Source organism: Streptomyces sp. NPDC049879 (assembly GCF_044461265.1).
In the GTDB taxonomy this organism is placed as follows: domain Bacteria; phylum Actinomycetota; class Actinomycetes; order Streptomycetales; family Streptomycetaceae; genus Streptomyces.
Genome location: NZ_JBITKT010000002.1, coordinates 596,765 through 615,472 on the forward strand (window position 1 = coordinate 596,765; position 18,708 = coordinate 615,472).

Annotated in this window: 15 protein-coding genes; 7 read left to right on the forward strand and 8 right to left on the reverse strand. The window is 75.1% G+C overall.

The annotated features are described in order from the left end of the window. The first annotated feature begins 85 nt into the window (after nucleotides 1–85). Together ACIBPC_RS09810 and ACIBPC_RS09815 are read left to right on the forward strand one after the other, a co-directional pair. Complete coding sequence (locus ACIBPC_RS09810; protein WP_398842470.1) at nucleotides 86–1,615, forward strand: SDR family oxidoreductase; 1,530 nt, start codon at nucleotides 86–88, stop codon at nucleotides 1,613–1,615. After that, nucleotides 1,612–3,009, forward strand: a complete 1,398-nt coding sequence (locus ACIBPC_RS09815; RefSeq protein ID WP_362963920.1) for a deoxyribodipyrimidine photo-lyase — start codon at nucleotides 1,612–1,614, stop codon at nucleotides 3,007–3,009. Before ACIBPC_RS09810 ends, ACIBPC_RS09815 begins: the two co-directional genes overlap by 4 nt. A gap of 259 nt (nucleotides 3,010–3,268) precedes the next feature. On the opposite strand, the gene ACIBPC_RS09820 is transcribed toward ACIBPC_RS09815, so the two are convergent. Then, entirely contained in the window at nucleotides 3,269–3,838 is a 570-nt protein-coding gene (locus ACIBPC_RS09820; RefSeq protein ID WP_398842471.1) for a hypothetical protein, read from the reverse strand. Between the two features lie 45 nt (nucleotides 3,839–3,883). Continuing rightward, a complete protein-coding gene (locus tag ACIBPC_RS09825) occupies nucleotides 3,884–4,975 on the reverse strand; it encodes a hypothetical protein (RefSeq protein WP_398842472.1) in 1,092 nt (363 codons plus the stop codon). Between the two features lie 286 nt (nucleotides 4,976–5,261). Between ACIBPC_RS09825 and ACIBPC_RS09830 the strand changes: the two genes are divergently transcribed. From ACIBPC_RS09830 to ACIBPC_RS09840, 3 genes are all read left to right on the forward strand, one after another. Further along, the gene (locus tag ACIBPC_RS09830) at nucleotides 5,262–7,472 is read left to right on the forward strand and encodes a germacradienol/geosmin synthase (RefSeq protein WP_398842474.1); all 2,211 of its coding nucleotides are present in this window, start codon (nucleotides 5,262–5,264) and stop codon (nucleotides 7,470–7,472) included. 194 nt (nucleotides 7,473–7,666) lie between these two features. Further along, a complete protein-coding gene (locus tag ACIBPC_RS09835; protein ID WP_398842476.1) occupies nucleotides 7,667–8,827 on the forward strand; it encodes a cytochrome P450 in 1,161 nt (386 codons plus the stop codon). A 38-nt stretch (nucleotides 8,828–8,865) separates the two neighbouring features. After that, complete coding sequence (locus ACIBPC_RS09840; RefSeq protein WP_398842478.1) at nucleotides 8,866–9,723, forward strand: hypothetical protein; 858 nt, start codon at nucleotides 8,866–8,868, stop codon at nucleotides 9,721–9,723. Nucleotides 9,724–9,731: 8 nt separating this feature from the next. Here ACIBPC_RS09840 and ACIBPC_RS09845 read toward each other — a convergent pair whose 3' ends face one another. Then, nucleotides 9,732–11,927 (reverse strand): MMPL family transporter, encoded by a 2,196-nt coding sequence (locus ACIBPC_RS09845; protein ID WP_398842481.1) that lies wholly within the window; start codon nucleotides 11,925–11,927, stop codon nucleotides 9,732–9,734. 220 nt (nucleotides 11,928–12,147) lie between these two features. On the opposite strand from ACIBPC_RS09845, the gene ACIBPC_RS09850 reads away from it, so the two are divergent. Next, nucleotides 12,148–12,702, forward strand: a complete 555-nt coding sequence (locus tag ACIBPC_RS09850) for a hypothetical protein (RefSeq protein ID WP_398842483.1) — start codon at nucleotides 12,148–12,150, stop codon at nucleotides 12,700–12,702. Nucleotides 12,703–12,834: 132 nt separating this feature from the next. Beyond that, a complete protein-coding gene (locus ACIBPC_RS09855; protein WP_398842486.1) occupies nucleotides 12,835–13,716 on the forward strand; it encodes an erythromycin esterase family protein in 882 nt (293 codons plus the stop codon). 446 nt (nucleotides 13,717–14,162) lie between these two features. On the opposite strand, the gene ACIBPC_RS09860 is transcribed toward ACIBPC_RS09855, so the two are convergent. The 5 genes from ACIBPC_RS09860 to ACIBPC_RS09880 form a co-directional block, all read right to left on the reverse strand. Continuing rightward, the gene (locus ACIBPC_RS09860; protein ID WP_398842488.1) at nucleotides 14,163–14,345 is read right to left on the reverse strand and encodes a hypothetical protein; all 183 of its coding nucleotides are present in this window, start codon (nucleotides 14,343–14,345) and stop codon (nucleotides 14,163–14,165) included. 292 nt (nucleotides 14,346–14,637) lie between these two features. Beyond that, complete coding sequence (locus ACIBPC_RS09865; RefSeq protein WP_398842491.1) at nucleotides 14,638–15,834, reverse strand: hypothetical protein; 1,197 nt, start codon at nucleotides 15,832–15,834, stop codon at nucleotides 14,638–14,640. Nucleotides 15,835–15,897: 63 nt separating this feature from the next. Further along, a complete protein-coding gene (locus ACIBPC_RS09870; RefSeq protein ID WP_398842494.1) occupies nucleotides 15,898–17,124 on the reverse strand; it encodes a macrolide family glycosyltransferase in 1,227 nt (408 codons plus the stop codon). 211 nt (nucleotides 17,125–17,335) lie between these two features. Beyond that, the gene (locus tag ACIBPC_RS09875; protein ID WP_398842497.1) at nucleotides 17,336–18,037 is read right to left on the reverse strand and encodes a B3/4 domain-containing protein; all 702 of its coding nucleotides are present in this window, start codon (nucleotides 18,035–18,037) and stop codon (nucleotides 17,336–17,338) included. Further along, nucleotides 18,037–18,645, reverse strand: coding sequence for a LysE family translocator (locus ACIBPC_RS09880; RefSeq protein WP_362963891.1), 609 nt, complete (start codon nucleotides 18,643–18,645; stop codon nucleotides 18,037–18,039). Before ACIBPC_RS09880 ends, ACIBPC_RS09875 begins: the two co-directional genes overlap by 1 nt. Nucleotides 18,646–18,708 lie beyond the last annotated feature (63 nt).

The window sequence follows — 18,708 nt, forward strand, 5'->3', positions numbered from 1 at the left end:
CATCCTGTTGCATGAGTGGACTCGTGTGCAATTTGATTTGCATCACTCCGGTTGCGGTGGCCCGGGAGGCCGCCAAGATGAGGGAATGAGCCTCGACCACCCCCTGTGCCTGGTCACGGGCGCGAGCGGCTACATCGGCGGCCGGCTGGTGCCCGAACTGCTGGCCGCCGGCCACTCCGTACGCTGCCTCGCCCGCACGCCCGAGAAGCTGGCCGGGCGGCCCTGGATCGACCAGGTGGAGACCGCGCGCGCCGACGTCAACGACCCCGGGCTGCTCGCCGAGGCCATGCGCGGAGTGGAGGTCGCCTACTACCTCGTCCACTCCATCGGCGGCAAGGACTTCGTCGCGACCGACCGCCACGCCGCCAGGATGTTCGCCGAGCAGGCACGCGCCGCCGGAGTCCGCCGGATCGTCTACCTCGGCGGCCTCACCCCGCGCGACATCCCCGAGGACGAGCTCTCCCCCCACCTCCGCTCCCGCGCCGAGGTCGGCCGCCTGCTGCTGGAGTCCGGCGTCCCGACCGCCGTCCTGCGCGCCGCCGTCGTCATCGGCTCGGGCTCCGCGTCGTTCGAGATGCTGCGGCAGCTCACCGAGCGCCTGCCCGCCATGGTCACCCCCCGCTGGGTCCGCACCCGCGTGCAGCCCATCGCCGTACGGGACGTGCTGCGGCTGCTCGTCGCCTGCGCCTCGCTCCCGCCCGACGTCAACCGCACGTTCGACATCGGCGGACCCGATGTGGTGACGTACGAGCACATGATGCGGTGCTACGCGCAGCAGGCCGGGCTGCGGCGGCGGCGCATCGTCCCGGTCCCCGTGCTCACCCCCCGCCTGTCCGGCCTGTGGGTCGGCCTGGTCACCCCCATCCCCGGCAAACTGGCGCGCCCGCTCGCCGAGTCGCTGCGCTACGAGGTCGTCGTCCGCGAGCACGACATCGAGCGGTACGCGCCCGACCCGCCCGGCGGACCCCTCGGCTTCGAGACCGCCCTGCACCTCGCCCTGCGCGCCTCCCGCGAGGCCGAGGAGAGCGTGCCGGAGGACGGCGCCTCGCCGAGCGACCCGCTGTCCGCCGACCCCGACTGGGCGGGCGGCAGCTACTACGCCGACCGGCGCGAACGGCCCGTCGCCGCCTCCCAGGAGGCCGTCTGGAAGGCCGTCGCCGCGATCGGCGGCGAGCACGGCATGTACTCCGCGCCGCTCGCCTGGGCCGCCCGCGGCTGGATCGACCTGCTCCTCGGCGGCCCCGGCGTACGCGGCGGGCGGCGCGGCCCCGGACCGCTGAACGTGGGCGACCGGCTCGACTTCTGGCGCGTCGAGGAGATCGCCCCGCCCCGCCTCCTGCGGCTGCGCGCCGAGATGCGGCTGCCCGGCCGGGCCTGGCTCGAACTCGCCGTCGACCCCGCGCCGGGGGACCGCTCGCTGTACCGGCAGCGCGCCGTCTTCCGCCCCAGGGGCCTGTCGGGGCACCTCTACTGGTGGGCCGTCAGCCCGTTCCACGCCGTAGTGTTCCGCGGCATGGTCCGCAACATCGCCGCCACGGCGGAGACCCAGGAACGCGCCGCCCGCGCCGCCGCCGGGCGCCCCGGCGGCGCCGAGCCCACGGCGGACGCGGCATGACCGCCGCCGTCGCCCTCTTCACCTCCGACCTGCGGCTGCACGACAACCCCGTGCTCCGGGCCGCGCAGCGCGAGGCGGACGAGGTGGTGCCGCTGTTCGTGCTGGACGACGGCGTACGGGACGCGGGCTTCGCCGTCCCGAACCGCGCCGCGTTCCTCGCCGACTGCCTCGCCGACCTCGACGCGTCGCTGCGCTCGCGCGGCGGGCGGCTGGTGCTGCGGCGCGGCGACGTGGTGGCGGAGGTGTGCCGCGTGGCCGCCGAGGCGGACGCCCGTACGGTGCACGTCGCCGCCGCCGTGACCGGTTACGCCGACCGCCGCGAGGGCGCGCTGCGCGCCGCGCTGGAGGAGGACGGGCGCGAGCTGCGCGTCCACGAGGCGTCCCGCACCGTCGTGCCCCCGGGCGCGCTGACCCCCAACAGCAGGGACCACTTCGCCGTCTTCACGCCCTACTTCCGCCGTTGGGCCACCGCCCCGCGCCGTACGGTCCAGGGCGCGCCGCGCACCGTGCGCGTGCCGGACGCGGTGCGGTCCGACGACGTCCCGTCCGCCGACGCGCTGATCCGCGCGCTGTGCGGCCCGTCCTGCCGCACCCCGTCGCCCGGCCTGCCGCGCGGCGGCGAGACGGAGGCGCGCCGCCGCCTCGCCGCCTGGGAGCGCGGGCCGCTCGCCGACTACGAGGACCGGCACGACGACCTCGCCGCCGACGCCACCTCCCGCCTCTCCGCCGACCTGCACTTCGGCACGCTGTCGCCGACCGAGATCCGCGAACGCGCGGAGCGGCGCGGCGGCGCGGGCGCGGAGGCGTTCGTACGGCAGCTGGCGTGGCGCGACTTCCACCACCAGGTCCTCGCCGCCCGGCCGGACGCCGCCCGCCGCGACTACCGCACCCGGAACGACGCGTGGCGCGACGACCCGGAGGCCGCCGAGGCGTGGCGCGCGGGCCGCACGGGCTACCCGCTGGTGGACGCGGCCATGCGGCAGCTGCTGCACGAGGGCTGGATGCACAACAGGGCGCGGTTGGTGGCGGGCAGCTTCCTCACCAAGTACCTGTACGTCGACTGGCGCGTCGGCGCGCGGCACTTCCTCGACCTGCTGGTGGACGGGGACGTGGCGAACAACCAGATGAACTGGCAGTGGGTCGCCGGGACAGGGAACGACTCGCGCTTCAACCGGATGCTCAACCCCCTGACGCAGGCCCGCCGTTTCGACCCGAAGGGCGAGTACGTACGGCGGTGGGTGCCCGAACTCGCGGGCGCCGAGGGGCTGGACGGCGGCGCGGTCCACCGGCCGTGGCGGCTGCCGGAACCGGACCGCGCGGCGCTCGACTACCCGCCGCCCATCGTGGACCTGGACGCGGCCACGGGGCGGTTCATGGGGCACCGCAAGGGCTGACGCGGGGGCGGCGCGCTCACACTCCGAGCCACCGGGCTGCCCGTTGCCTCGCCCGCCGCCCGTTCCACGGCGTCGCGCCCCCTGCGGCGGCCCGGGAGCCCTCCGAACGGACCGAGCCCGTCGCCCCCGGGGCCGGTGCCGACGTCGGTGAACCAGGAGGGCGCCCACGCTCCCGGGCCGCCCGGCAGCTCCTCGTACGAGCCGAGGCGGACGCTGCCGGTGGCGTCCCCCGTCGCGCCGGTCCCGAAGCGCACCGGCGTCAGGGGTCGGAGCAGCCCATGTCCCCCGCTGGGCGCGGAGGAACGAGGGTCCGTGCGCCGCAGGGTCCAGTACCGCCCGGGGCGGTGACGGCGATTTGCGGCGGGCCGTACCGGTCGGGCAGCGGGACGAGGGAGGCCTGTGCGGTGCCGAGCGTCAGCGTGAGGCCGGGGCGAGGCGGGCGCGTTCGCCGGCGCGCGGTCGAGGGTGACGACGACCGGACCGGCCGGGCCAGGCGCGACCTGCGGGCCATCCACAGCGGTACGCCTTCGCGGGCGGCGCGCGGCGGCGTGTGCCGCGCGACACCTTCCGGTCCGCCACTGCTGCGCACGCCCAGTTCGCCGAGCCGCCGCATGAACTCCTCGGCCCGCCGCACCCGCAGCGGCCGGGTGCTGCCGCCGCCGCCGAGCCACCGGCCGTGCGGGTACGCGTCGGCCATCGTCGCCAGGTGCAGGTCGTCGAGCGGTACGCGCCGCCAGGCGTATCGGCCGTCGCGCGGGTGGCGCCCGTCCGGTCGTACGCGGTGGCGTGGCGGGAAGCGTCCCGGTTCGCCGTACACGGGACGTGTCATGCGGCTCCCTCCCCAGGGCCCGCCGCGCCGCGCGGGTGCGCGCGGTCATTCCCCGCCGCCACCGCCTCCGCCGTCGCCTCCCCCGCCACCACCCCCGTCCCCGCCTCCGCCGCCGCCGTCTCCTCCACCGCCGTCGCCCCCGTCGCCCCCGCCGCCACCGCCGTCCCAGCCCCCGCTGCCCCCGTCACCGCCGCCCGACGGGCGGTCGTCCCGGCCGCCGCCCACGTCGCTGTACCACGGCTCGGTCCACGTCTCCCAGTCGTCCGGCTCGGACCTGGTCTCGCGCCGGACGCCGAACCGTATGTGCCCGATCCGGTCGCCGAGCCCGCACACGACGCCGAAGAAGTGCGCCACCACCGCGTCCAGCGGATCGGCCGACTGGTGCACCACGTTCGTCAGCGGGCGCAGCACCGGGCGGCCCCGCACCGGGTCCGGCCACGACAGCACGGCGACCTGCCGGTAGTCCCGCAGCAGCCGCGACGAGCGGTGGTCGCGCCACCGCAGCTCCCAGCGCCCGTGCAGCGACTGCACGACGATCATGCGGCGCGACTTGCGCCAGGGCACCGCCGCGAGCAGCTCGGCCGGCTGCTCCCCGATCGTGACGGTCAGCCCGGCGGCCGGGTCGCTGCGCCCCAGGGGCAGTCCGCGCGGCCCGCGCAGCCGCAGCGCCGGGACGCCGGGGCTCCACACATCGGCCCGCATGAGCGCCCGGTCCACGGTGACGATGACCGGACCCGCCGGGCCAGGCGCGACCCTGCGGGCCATCCACAGCGGTACGCCCTCGCGCGCCGCCTGGTCCGCGTACCCGCGCACCGCCTCCCGTCCGCCGCAGGCCCGGACGGCCAGTTCCCCGAGCGCCCGCGCGAACTCCTGGCCGCGCCGCGCCTGCAGGGGCCGCGACGCGCCCGTCACGCGCGTCACGGGTACGACCGACCGGCCCTCGCGGAGCGCTCCGAACGGCACCTCGGTGCCCCCGCCGCCGAGCCACTGCCCGCGCAGGTACGCGTCGGCGATGGCGGGGAGGTTCAGTTCCGCGACGGGTGTGCGGCGCATCCCGACGGACAGTTCACTGTCGCTGAGCCGTACGGCGGCGCCGAACGGTACCCACGACTTCTCGGTGTACAGCACTTCGGACATCAGGACCCCCTCCAAAGGGTTCACCCCTGCAACGAGGCGTGAACGAAACCGTGTCCCGGTGGTATGGAGACGTGGCGGGGGCGCGCCGGGTTCCCGCGGGCGGCGAAGTCGCGTACGGGCCAGTCCCGTTCGGCCGCCGCGCGGCCGTCCCGCGCTCACCGAGCGTGAGCCGGTACGGGGGCTCCCGGGCCCGCGTCAGCACGGCGCACCGACCGGAGATTCACCCGAGCGGGTGGTTTGGCCGGAGCGCTCTGTAACGCCAATGGGCAGCCGGAATGCTGGCGGGGTGACTCAGCCCTTCCGCCTCCCGGCGTTCTACACCCCTTATCCCGCCCGCCTGAACCCGCATCTCGAAGCGGCCCGCGCCCACACCCGGCGCTGGGCGCGCGACATGGGGATGCTCGAAGGCTCCGGGATCTGGACCTCCGACGACCTCGAAGCCCACGACTACGCGCTGCTGTGCTCGTACACGCACCCGGACGCGTCCGCCGAGGACCTGTGCCTGGTCACCGACTGGTACGTGTGGGTCTTCTTCTTCGACGACCACTTCCTCGAACTCTTCAAGCGCACCCAGGACCGCCCCGGCGGCAAGCGCTACCTCGACCGGCTCCCCGCGTTCATGCCCATGGACCTGGCCGCCGGGATGCCCGAGCCCACCAACCCCGTCGAGGCCGGGCTCGCCGACCTGTGGACGCGCACGGTGCCCGCCATGTCCCCCGCCTGGCGCGGCCGTTTCGCCGAGAGCACCGAGCACCTGCTGAACGAGTCGCTGTGGGAGCTGTCCAACATCAACGCGGGCCGCATCCCCAACCCCGTCGAGTACATCGAGATGCGCCGCAAGGTCGGCGGCGCGCCCTGGTCGGCCGGACTGGTCGAGTTCGCCGCGCACGCCGAGGTGCCGGCCGTGATCGCCGCCGAACGGCCGCTGCGCGTGCTGCGCGACACGTTCTCGGACGGCGTGCACCTGCGGAACGACCTGTTCTCGTACCAGCGCGAGGTGGAGGAGGAGGGCGAGTTCAGCAACGGCGTGCTGGTCCTGGAGACGTTCTTCGGCTGCACCACGCAGGACGCCGCCGAGGCGGTGAACGACCTGCTGACGGCCCGGCTCCAGCAGTTCGAGCACACCGCGCTGACCGAGCTGCCCACGCTCTTCGCGGAGCGCGGCATCGGCCCTGACGGGATCGCGGATGTGCTGGCGTACGTGAAGGGGCTCCAGGACTGGCAGTCGGGCGGCCACGAGTGGCACCTGCGCTCCAGCCGGTACATGAACGACGGCGGCGCGGCGGCCGAGGGGCGCGGCGGTGGCGGCCGGGTCGGGGCGCTGCTGGGCCTCAGCGGCCTCGGCGCCGGTACGGCCGACATCCGCTTCACGACACGGCGGGCGGAGACGGCGCGCGCACGCCGCTTCCAGCACGTGCCGTTCCGCCGCGTCGGCCCGTCGCGGCTGCCGGACTTCGAGATGCCGTTCACGACGCGCCTGAACCCGCACCTGCCGGCCGCCCGCCGCCACACGGTCGCGTGGGGCCGGGCGATGGGGATGCTGGACGAGCCGCCGGGCGTGTGGGACGAACGCAAGCTGGACGGCTACGACTTCCCGCTCTGCGCGGCGGGCATCCACCCGGACGCCGCCGCCGAGGACCTCGACGTGTCCTCGCAGTGGCTGACATGGGGGACGTACGGCGACGATTATTACCCGGTCGTGTTCGGGCGCACGCGTGACCTCGCGGGCGCGCGGCTGTGCACCGAGCGCCTCAGCGCGTACACCCCCCTGGACGACCCGGGGACCACGCCCCCGCCCGTCAACGCGCTGGAGCGCGGGCTCGCCGATCTGTGGCGGCGCACGGCGGGGCCGATGACGCTGGAGCACCGCCGCGTCTTCCGCACCACCATCGAGGAAATGACGGCCAGCTGGCTGTGGGAACTCGACAACATGGCGCTGCACCGCGTCCCGGAGCCCGTGGACTACCTGGAGATGCGGCGGCGGACGTTCGGCGCGGACTTCACGATGAGTCTGTGCAGGCTGCGGCGCGGCCGGACGCTGCCGCCCGAGGTGTACGCGAGCGGGCCGCTGATCTCCCTGGAGCGGGCGGCGTCGGACTACGCGGGCCTGATGAACGATGTGTTCTCCTACCAGAAGGAGATCGAGTTCGAGGGCGAGACGCACAACGGGATCCTGGTCGTGCAGAACTTCTTCGACTGCGACTACCCGACCGGGCTCGCGATCATCGACGATCTGATGAAGTCACGGATGCGTCAGTTCCAGCACATCGTCGCGCACGAACTGCCGGTGGTCTGTGCGGATCTGGGCCTGGACGATCAGGCACGGGCGGCGCTCGACGCGTACGTCACCGACCTGGAGAACTGGCTCGCGGGCATCCTCACCTGGCACCGCGGCTGCCGCCGCTACCGCGAGGAGGACCTGCGGCACGGCCCCCTCGGCACGCCCTCGGGGCTCGGCACCTCGGCCGTCAGGCCCTGGGCGCGGCAGACCGGCTGACGCCGGACCGGTCCGCCGCCCGGCCGCGCGCCGCCCGTCCCCCGGGCGGCGCGCACCGGCGCACCACCGCACGCCCCGCACTCCGGGCGAGCGGGGCGCCGGGCCTTATAACACATGCGGAAGGGCTAGGGAAAGGTTTCCTCAGTCACTCTGTCGCGGACTGTAAGTACGCCTGTACGCTACGTAGCGTGCACATGGATGAGACCTTTTTCGCAGATCCGTACGGGCCGTACGCCCGGCTGCGGGCCGGCGGCTCCGTGCACCACGTCACAGGACCGGACGGTGCGCCGGCCTGGCTGGTGACGCATTACGCGGACGTACGCGCCGCGTTGCAGGACCCCCGGCTCTCGACCAACGCGGACCGCAGCAACGGCTGCGGCTACCGCGGACTCCCCCTCCCGCCCGCGCTGCGCAACGATCTGCTGCATCTCGACGGGTCCGACCACACCCGGCTGCGCCGCCTGGTCTCCCACGCCTTCACCCGCCGCTCCGCCGAGTCCCTGCGCCCCACCGTGCAGGCCCACGCGGAGGAGCTGTTCGACGCCGTCGCCCCCACCGGCCGCGCCGATCTCATGGCGGACCTCGCCCTGCCGCTCCCCCTGCGCGTGATCAGCGACATGCTCGGCCTCCCCCGCGAGGAGTCCGCCGAGGTCGCCGAGTGGACCAACTCCCTGCTGATCCCCGGCTGTCCGGGCGCGGCACGCGCGGCGATAGCACAGGCCGTCGAGCAGCTGCGGCGCGTCATCGCCGCGAAGCGGCGACGGCCGGGCGACGACCTGCTGACAGCGCTGATCGAGGCGCGGGACGAGGAGGGCAGACTGACCGAGGACGAGCTGATCAGCGTGACGTTCATCGTCCTGGCCGCCGGGCACGAGACGACGGCCAGCTTCATCGGCAACGGCGTCCTCGCCCTCCTCAACCCCCGCATGCACTGGGAACGGCTGCTCGCCGAGCCCCAGTTGCTGCCGACCGCCATCGAGGAGCTGCTGCGCTTCGACGGCCCCCTGCCCCTGGCCATCCGGCGCTTCGCCACCGAGGACATGGAGCTGGGGGGCGTCCCCGTCGCGGCCGGGGACTCGGTGATCCTCTCCCTCGCCTCCGCCAACCGCGACGAGCGCCGCTTCCCCCAGGGCGACCGGCTCGACCTCGACCAGGGCGGCCAGGGCCACCTGTCGTTCGGCCGGGGCATCCACCTGTGCCTGGGCATCCCGCTGGCCCGCGTGCAGGCCGGGATCGCCCTGTCCACGCTGCTGCGGCGCGCGCCCAAGCTGGAGACGGCCGTGCCGCCCGCCGAGCTGAAGTGGCGCCCGTCGCACCGGACACGGCGGCTCGAATCCTTGCCCGTCAGCTTCTGACAAGTCATCACATCACGAAAGGCGAATCGATTTTGTTGATGCCCATCCGCCCGCAGCCCCTCCACCCGCGCTCGGACGAACTGGAGGACCAGGCGTACGCGTGGGCGGCCGCGCGCGGCCTGGTGCCGGACGGCGGGGCGGACAGGCTGGCGGCCTCCCGGGTCGTCACGCTGGCCACCAGCTACTACCGCACGGCCGGCTACGCCGAGATGGCCGTACTGGCGCGCTGGTACGTGTGGCTGCTGACGCTCGACGACTGGTTCGACACCGCCGCGCGGCTCCCGCGCGGGGTGCCGCGCCCGTTCCACGAGGCCCTGGTGCGCGAGCTGTGGCCCGTCACGGCCGGGGACGCGCCCCCGGAGTGGCGGAATCGTTTCGCGCGCCACCTGCGGGAGTGCGTCGCGGGCTACCGGTGGCAGGCGGGCGTGCGGCTCGGGGCGGTCCCCGTGCCCGGCGTCGCGGAGTACGTGGGGTGGCGCCGCAGGTCGTTCGGCGCGTACCCCGTCTTCGACCTGGTGGAGTACGTGGAGCGGCAGACGTTCCCCGCCGCGCTCGTCGGCTGCGGCGCGGCCCGTACGGCGGTCGCGGCGGCCAGCGACGTCATGGCGTGGACGAACGACGTGCACTCCCTGCCGCGCGACATCGCCGCCGGGGAGACGGGCAACCTCGCCGTCCTCGTCCGCGCCAGGGACGGCGGGAGCTGGCCCGAGGCGCTCGCCGAGGTGGAACGCATGACGACCGCCCGGGTCGTGGACCTCCTGCGCGCCCGTGACGCGCTGTCCCGCGCGGGCCGCCAGGGGCGGCTGCTCGGGACGCGCGTCACGGGCGCGGTGCGGGGGGCGTGGGACTGGCACCGGGACAGCGCCCGTTACCGCGCGCCCGAGCCCGTCCCCTGAGCCGCCGTTCAGCGGTGCGACGGCTCCGGAACGCGCTGGACCTCCGGGACGTCCGCCTCCGCCGCGCCCTCCCCGTGGTCGACCCGGGGCAGCCACCGCAGCCACCGCGGCAGGTACCAGGCGCGCTCGCCCAGCAGCGCCAGCAGCGCGGGCAGCAGCACCATCCGCACGAGCGTCGCGTCCACCAGCACGGCCACCGCGAGCCCGACGCCCATCTGCTGCATGTCCTGCATCCGCAGCAGCGCGAACACCGAGAACACCGCCACCATGATGGCCGCCGCACCCGTGACCGGCCCGGCCGTCGCCCGTATGCCGTCCCGCACCGCCTCGCGCGCCGACAGCCCGCGCCCGTGCGCCTCGCGGATGCGGGACACGACGAACACGTGGTAGTCCATGGACAGTCCGAAGAGGATGACCAGGACGAACAGCGGCATCCAGCCCTCGATCGCGCCGACCTTCTCGGTGCCGAGCGCCTCGGCGCCCCAGCCGTGCTGGAAGACGGCCGTCATCGTGCCGTACGCGGCGCCGACCGACAGCAGGTTGAGCACCACCGAGACCAGCGCGACGGGCAGCGAGCGGAAGCACACCAGCATCAGCAGGAACGTCACTGTCGTGATGAACAGCAGGACGGGCAGCATGTCCTGCCCCAACTGGTCGGTGAAGTCGAGCGATTCGGCCAGGTCGCCGGAGACCAGCGCCTCGCCCTGCGTGCCGAGCGTGCCGGGCACGATGTCCCGCAGCGTGTCGAGCGCGGCGTGCGAGGCGTCGTCCGTCCCGTTCCCCGCCAGCGGCACCGCGATCCGTACGACGCCCTCGTCCTCGTACGTGTCCACCGTCACGCGCTCGCCGAACTCCCCGGCGTCCGCGACCTCCCGCTCGAACGCGGCCACCGCGTCCTCGAAGGCGGGCGACGTCACGTCGTCGGCGCGCACCACGACCTCGGCCGGCTCGGGGCCGCCGGGGAAGACGTCGGTGATCTCGCGGTAGGCGATGGTCAGCTCGGAGTCGGAGCCGAACTGCTTCTCCAGACCCAGCTGTTCGGTCCGCATCCCGAGGGCGGGCGCGCACAGCGCCAGCAGCACCGCGCCCGCGGCCACCGCGAACAGGCCGGGCCGCGCCAGCACCGGCCGCATCACCCGCCCGGACAGCCCGCCCCCGCGCCGCCTGCGGCCGAGGAACGGCAGCCGCCCGCGGTTCACCCGGTCCCCGAGCCACGACATCGTCGCGGGCAGCACCGTGACCGACCCGAGCATCGCCATCACCACGACCAGGATCGTCGCGACCGCGAATCCGTGGAACAGGCTCAGCCCCGACAGGAACATCCCGGACATCGCCAGCAGCACCGTGACGCCCGACACCAGCACGGCCCGCCCGCTCGTGGCCGCCGCGATCCGCAGCGCCGTCCCCGCGTCACGCCCCGCCGCGCGCTCGTCGCGCTCCCGGCGCAGGTAGAAGAGGCAGTAGTCGACGCCCACCGCGAGGCCGACGAGGAACATCACCGAGCTGGTGCTGTCGTCGATCGGCACCTGCTGGCTCGCCAGCGCGAGCAGCCCGAACGTGCCGACGCACGCCGTCAGCGCCAGGAAGACCGGCAGCAGCGCCGCGACCAGCGCGCCGAAGACGACCAGCAGGATGCCCAGCGCGAGCGGCACGGCCGTGAACTCGGCGGTGCGCAGGTCGTTCGACAGCATCTCCTCCAGATGCGTCCCCGCCGTCGCCTCGCCGAAGGAGTGGAACTCCAGCTCCGGGTGCGCGTCGCGCGCCTCCTCCACCGCGTCCAGCAGCGGGCCCGCGCGGTCCGTGACCGTCTCCGGGTCGCCCCCGATCTGGTACGTCAGCAGCCCCTCGCGCCCGTCCTCCGACGCGACCGGCTCCTGTACCGCGGCGGTCTCGCCCGTCGCCTCCAGCGCGTCCGCCAGCTCACCGGCCGCCGCGCGCCAGCCGTCGGCGCCGTCGGCCCGCAGCATGACCATCTCGCCCGCGGGCTCCTCGATCCCCGCGTCCTCCAGGATGCGCGCCGCGCGGCCGGAGTCACCCGTGCCGAACTCGGCGCCCGTCAGGTTCCGCGTCCCGGCGGCGGACCCGGCGACGACGGCGACCACGACGAACAGGAGCCACCCGATGATGGCTGTCTTCCGGTGGCGGGTGCTCCAGCCACCGAGGCGTACGGCGAGACCCGGCCGTGTGCGGTGCGTTGATGTCATGCCGACAACGCTAGGAATCCGTGCCGCCCGCCCCCAGCCGTCTGGGCACCCGCCCGCCGGGACGGAGGGCGACCCCCGGGGTGGTGTTGGGTACACCCCCGGGACGCCGCCCAGGGCCGCTGCGCCCAGGCCCGGCCCCGGCGAGAGTGGGACACATGCCGGACGGGCGGTGGTCGCCCGGCACGGCGGACCGAGAGGACGACCTGACATGACGCCCGACATGACACCCGCACGGGACACGCTGCTCGCCCCGCTGCGCGGCTTCGGCACCGGCGTGGTGGCGGCGGTGGCCTCGCCGGTGCTGTTCAGCCTGACCGTGACGTCGGTCGCGCTGACCCCCGTCGGCATCGGCCTGTGGACGACGCCGCGCCTCGTACGGCTCCTCGACCGGTACGCCGCCTGGCGCGCCGGGCTCGCCGAGCGGTCGGGGCAGGCCGCCGTCGTCCCGCCGGTGTCGGGCCGTTCCTGGCTCCCCGTGCGGCATCTGCGGTGGCTGGCCGTCGACATGACCGCCGTCGCCGCCACGCTGCTCCTGCCCCTCGCCATGATCGTCCACGGCGTCTTCGGCTTCGTGCTGGCCGCCGGGGTGTGGGAGCCGATCCACGACGCGGACGGCACGCAGTGGTACGCGTTCATCCCCGTCGACTCGCAGGACACGGCGAACATGGCGGCGGCCCTCGGCGCGGTGCTGATCGCCGCGGGCTTCGCCCTGGGGCGGCCGGTGCTGCGCGCCGGATCGCGGATGGCCCGCCCGGCGCGCGCCGTCGCCGCGTGACACCGGCGCACGCGCGCCGGACCGAGCGATGCCCGGCCGTACGGGGGACGGCCGGGCATCGTCGTGTCTTGACCTCAAGGGCGGTTGAAGGGGAACGCTCGGCGTACCGCGAGTGGTGAGGAGCCTCCCGTCATGACGACGACCGTGCAGCAATGGCTGGACAGCGCAGCGCGCCCTGTGGACGTGACGCACCCCGACGCCCCGGCGGACGACCTCCGTCCGCTGGGGCGTCTCGCGCGGGGCGCGTCGGTGGTGGCGCTCGGCACGGCGGTGCGCGTGGCGCGCGAGCCGTCCGTGGCCGCCCACCGGGCGCTGCGGCTGCTGGTGGAGGAGGAGGGTTTCCGCGCGCTGCTGCTGGAGGGCGACGACCCGGTGCGTACGGGGCTGGCGGCGTACGTCGCGGGCGGCGGGGGCGAGCCGGGGGAACTGGTCGCGGGGGCGCGGCCGTTCTGGCGGACGGCGGAGATCGTCGGCGTGCTGCGGTGGCTGCGCGGGTACAACGCGCGGCATCCGGACGACCCGGTGCGGTTCGTGCGCGTGGGGGAGTGGACGGAGGGCGTCGAACGGGGGCTGGCCGACGACGTGTCGCGGTGGCACGGGGAGACGGGCGACCGGATCGTGCACTGGGGCGGCTACGCGCACACCGCCGCCGCGCCGATGGAGGGGCGCCGCACCGCCGGAAGCCTGCTGCGGGAGCGGCTGGGGGAGGCGTACGTGTCGGTGGGCCTGACGTACCACCACGGGCGGGTGCCGGAGGTGCTCGGCCCGCCGGGGGACGGGCTGGCGGAGGCGGTGCTCGGCGCGGCGGGGGCGGACGCGTACCTGCTCGGCCTGCGGGGGGCGGACGGCCTGCCGGAGGCGGTACGGGCGTGGCTCGCGGGGCCCGCGCGCGTACGGATCGTCGGCCCGGACCCGGCGGCGCCGCTGATCGCGGACGGGGCATCGCTGCGCGAGTGGTTCGACGCACTGCTGCACATCCGCACCCTCACCCCGGCACACCCGGCCACGGCCTGACGGCCCGGCGCCGGCCGTCGGTACGCCGGCCGACTGCGGCGATGCGTTCCCGTGCCCCGGAACCACTGGGCGGCGGACCCTTCGAGCGCTGTGTCCGTGAGTCGGCCGACGGCCACCGGACGACAGGGGAATGCGTCCGCCGCTGAGCCGAACGCTGTCGTGCCGACGACGCGTCGGCGGCACGGGTCGCCGTCGCCGTCGCCCGGCTCGCGGTCCGCGCGCGGGGTGAAGTGTCCGAAAGCCCGCCGGTCCCGCAACGGCTCCGGGGAAGTCAGCGGGAACAGCCTGCTGTGTTCTCGCCGCTGCCACCGCGCCTCTGCCTCTCCGCTCGGGCCAAGACGCTTGCCGGAACCGCACCTGCGGGCGAGCCGGGACAAGGCGCCGTTCCACAGCCGCACCACCTCGCGCGTCAGCCGGTATCTGGCACGCGCATCAGACTTCCGTGCTCAGCGGCGGCTGGTCGCGAGCGCCCCGTCGGAAGCGGTCAACCGGCTGTGCCCTGGACCGTCTTGTTCAGCGGTGGCCTCCACCGTGTGCTCCGGCTTCGACCCGTGATCGCCGTACTCGGTCGTGACGCGGGATACGACCTGCGCAACGGCACCTGCGGCGAGCGTCACCACGATGCCCACGACGACTCCTCGCCTGATGCCCGCGTCCCGCAGGAGTGCGCTGCTCCCTCCCGGCGTGCTCGACTGTGAAAGACGCGTCTCGGGCGGACGCACCACCCGCATCAGGTCCCCCTCGTTCAGGGGCAGATCAGGAGCAGCCATGGCGAGACTCTGGAGAGCGGCGGCGTCGCTGCGGAGCGCATCGCGCTCTTCGAGTCCGGCTTGATTGTCGGATCGGACAGTCGTCCGGGCGGTCGGCCCGATCGTCGTCGTCCCGGTCCCGGGCCGGGCTCCGCCGCAGCACGTACCGGGCTCAGGTTGCCCCCGCCCTCGGCGGCTCCGCCGCCTGTGGTGCGGGGTGGCGGCGGCGTTGGGGTGGCACCGGTGGTACCGGCGTGGGCCATGGGTCCGCGCGCCCGGTCAGCCGCGCCAGCTCCCGTACGCGCGCCCGGTACGCCCCGCTCCCGCCCCGCGCCTCCCCGGCGCAGAACGCGCGCATCAGGCCGCCGTCCGGATCGGCCGCGTCGTAACCCGCCCACTGCTCCGTGAGATAGAGGAACGCCGCCCGGCTCCCGCCCCAGCACACCCCCGCCTCCCGCACCGCCGCCAGCGCCGCCGGATCCCGCCCGGTCGCCGCGACGCGGCACAGCTCCTCCCGCCCCGCCCCGGCGGGCAGCGCCCGCAGCGCCACGCGGCAGCCGCCCGTGAACGCGACCGGCGCCGCCAGCCGCGTCCCGCCGAGCAGCGCGCCCACCGTGCCGGACGCGCCCCGCGCCCGCATGTAGTCGGGCACCAGGTCGAGCCGCCCCTTCAGCACGGCCAGCAGCACGCCCGAACGCGTCGAGTGCACGCTGAACCCGCCGCCGTCCACCGGTTCGAGCGGGAGCCCGGGGTTGGCCAGGCACGCGCGGGTCAGTGGCGAAGGGCGGCCCTCCGCGTCCCACAGCGGCCCGGTCGAGCCGTACGGCGACGCGCCCCGCAGCTCCGCGTCCGCGTGGCGGACGAACTCGCCCTCAAGCAGCCGCAGCAGCGCCGGATGCCCGCAGCCGCCCAGCAGCCGTACGCCCGCCTCGCGCACCTCCTCGTCGTCCGCGCCGCACACCGCCGCCACGAACCACGCCAGCAGCCCCCGCCCGCGCGCCCCGGCGTACGCGGTGAGCCGCAAGCCCCCGCCGGGCGCCGGTCCTCCGAGGAACGCGAGCAGTTCCGGCGTCAGCGCGCCGTCCCTGTCGTCGTGCCACGGCCCCTCGACCGCCTGCGCCAGCCGCCCGAGCACGAACGTCAGCACCGCCGGATCGGCGCACGCCGCCTCCAGGGCGGCGCGCAGCGGCCGCGTGAGCCGCTCGTCGCGCGCCCGTACCAGCAGCCGTACGCCCGCCGCGAGCCGGGCGGCGGGCGGCCGGGGGCGGCGGACGCCGCGGCACAGCCGGGCGGTGGCGCGGCGCGAGGCCGCGCCGCCCTCGTTCCGCAGGGGGCGCGCCACGAGCCGGTCGGTCAGTCCACCACGCATGCCGCTCATGGTCCTGAGCGGTCCGCGCGGCGACAAGGCCGCACCGGCCCGCGGCGTCCGGTTTCAGCCGCGCGCCGGGCCCTGGCCGCCCTGGCCGTCTGGGAGCATCGCCTCGATGAGGTCGGCCGCCCGCGCCGTGCCGCCCTCGGCCCGCGCCGCCGCGCGCAACTCGGCGGAGCGGCGCGCCACTTCGGGGTCGCCGGTCAGCGCGAGGAGCGCCCCGCGCAGCGCGTCGGCCGTGGCGTCGGCGGTGTCGAGGCGGCGGGCCACGCCGAGTTCGACGAGCCGGTCGGCGTTGGTGAACTGGTCGACGGCCTGCGGCACCGCGATCATCGGCACCCCCGCGTACAGTCCCTCGCTGCTGCCGCCCATCCCGGCGTGCGTGACGAACGCGTCGGCCTGCCGCAGGATCGCGAGCTGCGGCACCCAGGGGTGCACCTCGACGTTCGACGGCAGGTCGCCGAGTTCGGCCGGGTCGGTGTGCCTGCCGATCTGGAGCACGACGTGCCAGCCGGGCAGCCCGCCGAACGCCGCCACGCACTGCCGGTAGAACTCCGGCCGTCGCGTGAACGCCGTCCCGAGCGAGACGAGCAGCACCTTCGCGTCCCCGGCCGGGCGCGTCCAGCCGCCCTGGTCGGCGCGCGGCCCGAAGCAGGGGCCGACGAACGTGGTCCGCGCCTCGTCCACGCGCTCCGCGTTCGGCTGCATGGCGCGCGGGATCAGCGCGAGGCCCCGCGCGGGGCGGCCCATGAACGCGTCCACGTCCGTCGTGACCGCGCCGCTCCCGGCGAGCCAGCGCGCGTACTTGGCGTGGAACGCGTCCGCCCCCGGCAGACTCCACAGGTGCGCGCCGACCTCCTCCTCGTAGCCGTCCCACGCGACGTACGTCGGCGACAGCTGGAGGTTGGGGCGGCCCTGGGACTCGGCGAGGGCGCGGGTGGCCAGGAGGCCGATGTCGTAGAGGTAGAGGTCGGCCGGATCGCGGTCGTAGAACGCGCGGAGCTGCGGGAGTGCCTGGATGCCGTCGTCCAGGAAGACGTCCATGGCGGCGATCGGGTCGTCCGGCCAGTCGTGGTCGTCGACGGGGAGGGTGGAGGTGTAGGTGACCGGCTCGGCGCCGGTGGGGGTGATCAGGTCGGCGACGCGGGGGTCGTTCGCGTACGTCACCCGGTGGCCGCGCGCGACCAGTTCACGGATGACTTCGAGGCTGGGGAGGGTGTGGCTGACGGCCGGGACGCCGCCCATCGCGATGTGGGCGCGGCGGCGTGTGGTCGTGGTGGTGCGTGGCATGGTGACTCGCTTGTCGGATCGTGTGCGTGCAGGACGGACCGCGCGCACCGGCTCCCCGTGGGACGGGGGTGTTCGGGCGCGGGGGTGGGGCGGCGGCGGGGCCGCGCCGGTCCGTTCAGCCGTAGATCTGACAAGGGCACATGCGGGACAGGCTAACCGGGCGAGGGGGCGGGCTCCAACTCCTTTCGCCCCCGCGCCCGGTGCCCGGCACTCACGCGTCGAAGGCGAACTCCGGGTCGGCCGCGGTGAGCACGGCCGCCGCGGGGGTGGTCGGCCAGTGCGCGGACAGCTCCCCGGCCAGCGTCTTCAGCAGCTCGGGCACGACGTCCGCCCCGCCGTCGTGCATGGCCTCCGTCACCACCAGAATGCGTCCGGTGCGGGCGCCGACCGCCGAGTGGCCGCTCTGCCGGTTGGTCCAGCGGCGGGCGTGCGCGCGTCCGCCGGAGTCGGCGAACGTGACCTCGCCCGGCTGCGGGTGCTCGGTGTCGCCGCCGAAGGTCGTGTACCGCTCGTCGCCCCGCGCGTGGCGCACCTCCAGCAGCGGCCAGGTGATGCGGTCCACGTCGAGGACGGCCACCGGCACCGCGTAGGCGACGGAGACCGCGTTGCACAGGTCGACCACCGGATGGATGCGCGGCAGCTCCCCCGTCTTCCGCAGCCGCCGCAGCAGCGACTCGGAGGCGCAGCGGTACTGCGTCGGCTTGAGCCCCATCCGGGAGAACGCCCGCCGCCAGGCCAGCACTTCGGGGAACTCGCCCTCGGTCGCACCGGCCAGCCGGGCCGTGGCGCGTGCCGTGTACGCGGCGACGCGCGGGCCGACGTCGGCGGCGGCGTCCACGCCGGTGGCCCACAGCGCGCCGGCGGTCAGTTCGGGGTGGTCGGAGCGGATCGCGTCCGCGTGCCGGAAGCGCATCACGCCACCGCCAGCCACGCGCTCAGGCCCACGAAGGACGCGGCGAACCCGCGGCGGATCCCGGTCATCACCCGCGGCCTGGCCAGCACGCGGTGCCGTACGGCGGCGGCGCCCATCCCGTACGCGGCGAAGACGACGAACGTCAGCGCCATGAAGACGGCGCCGAGCCGCAGCAGCGCGCCGACGGAGCCGGACTCCCCGGCGGGCACGAACTGGGGGAGGAACGCGACGAAGAAGAGCGTGAGCTTCGGGTTGAGGAGGTTGATCAGCACCGCCGAGACGATCACGCGGGCCGCCGACCGCGGCGCGGCCGCCGCCCCCTCGGCCGACAGCGACTCCTTGTCGCGCAGCGTCGCCCACGCCATGTACAGCAGGTAGCCGACACCGAGGTACTTCACCGCGTCGTAGGCGACGGCGCTGGTGTGCAGCAGCGCGGCGAGGCCGGTGACCGTCGCCAGCAGATGCGGCACGATGCCGAGGGTGCAGCCGAGCGCGGCAGCGACGCTCGCCCAGCGGCCGTGGGACAGTCCGGCGGCCAGGGTGTACACCACTCCGGTGCCGGGGGTGACCACCATGGCGAGGGTGGTCAGCAGGAACGCGGTACTCAAGGGGGAACCTCCGAGGATCAAGGTCCTCCCAGCGTGGCGCGGCCATGGCCCGGCGGACAGGGC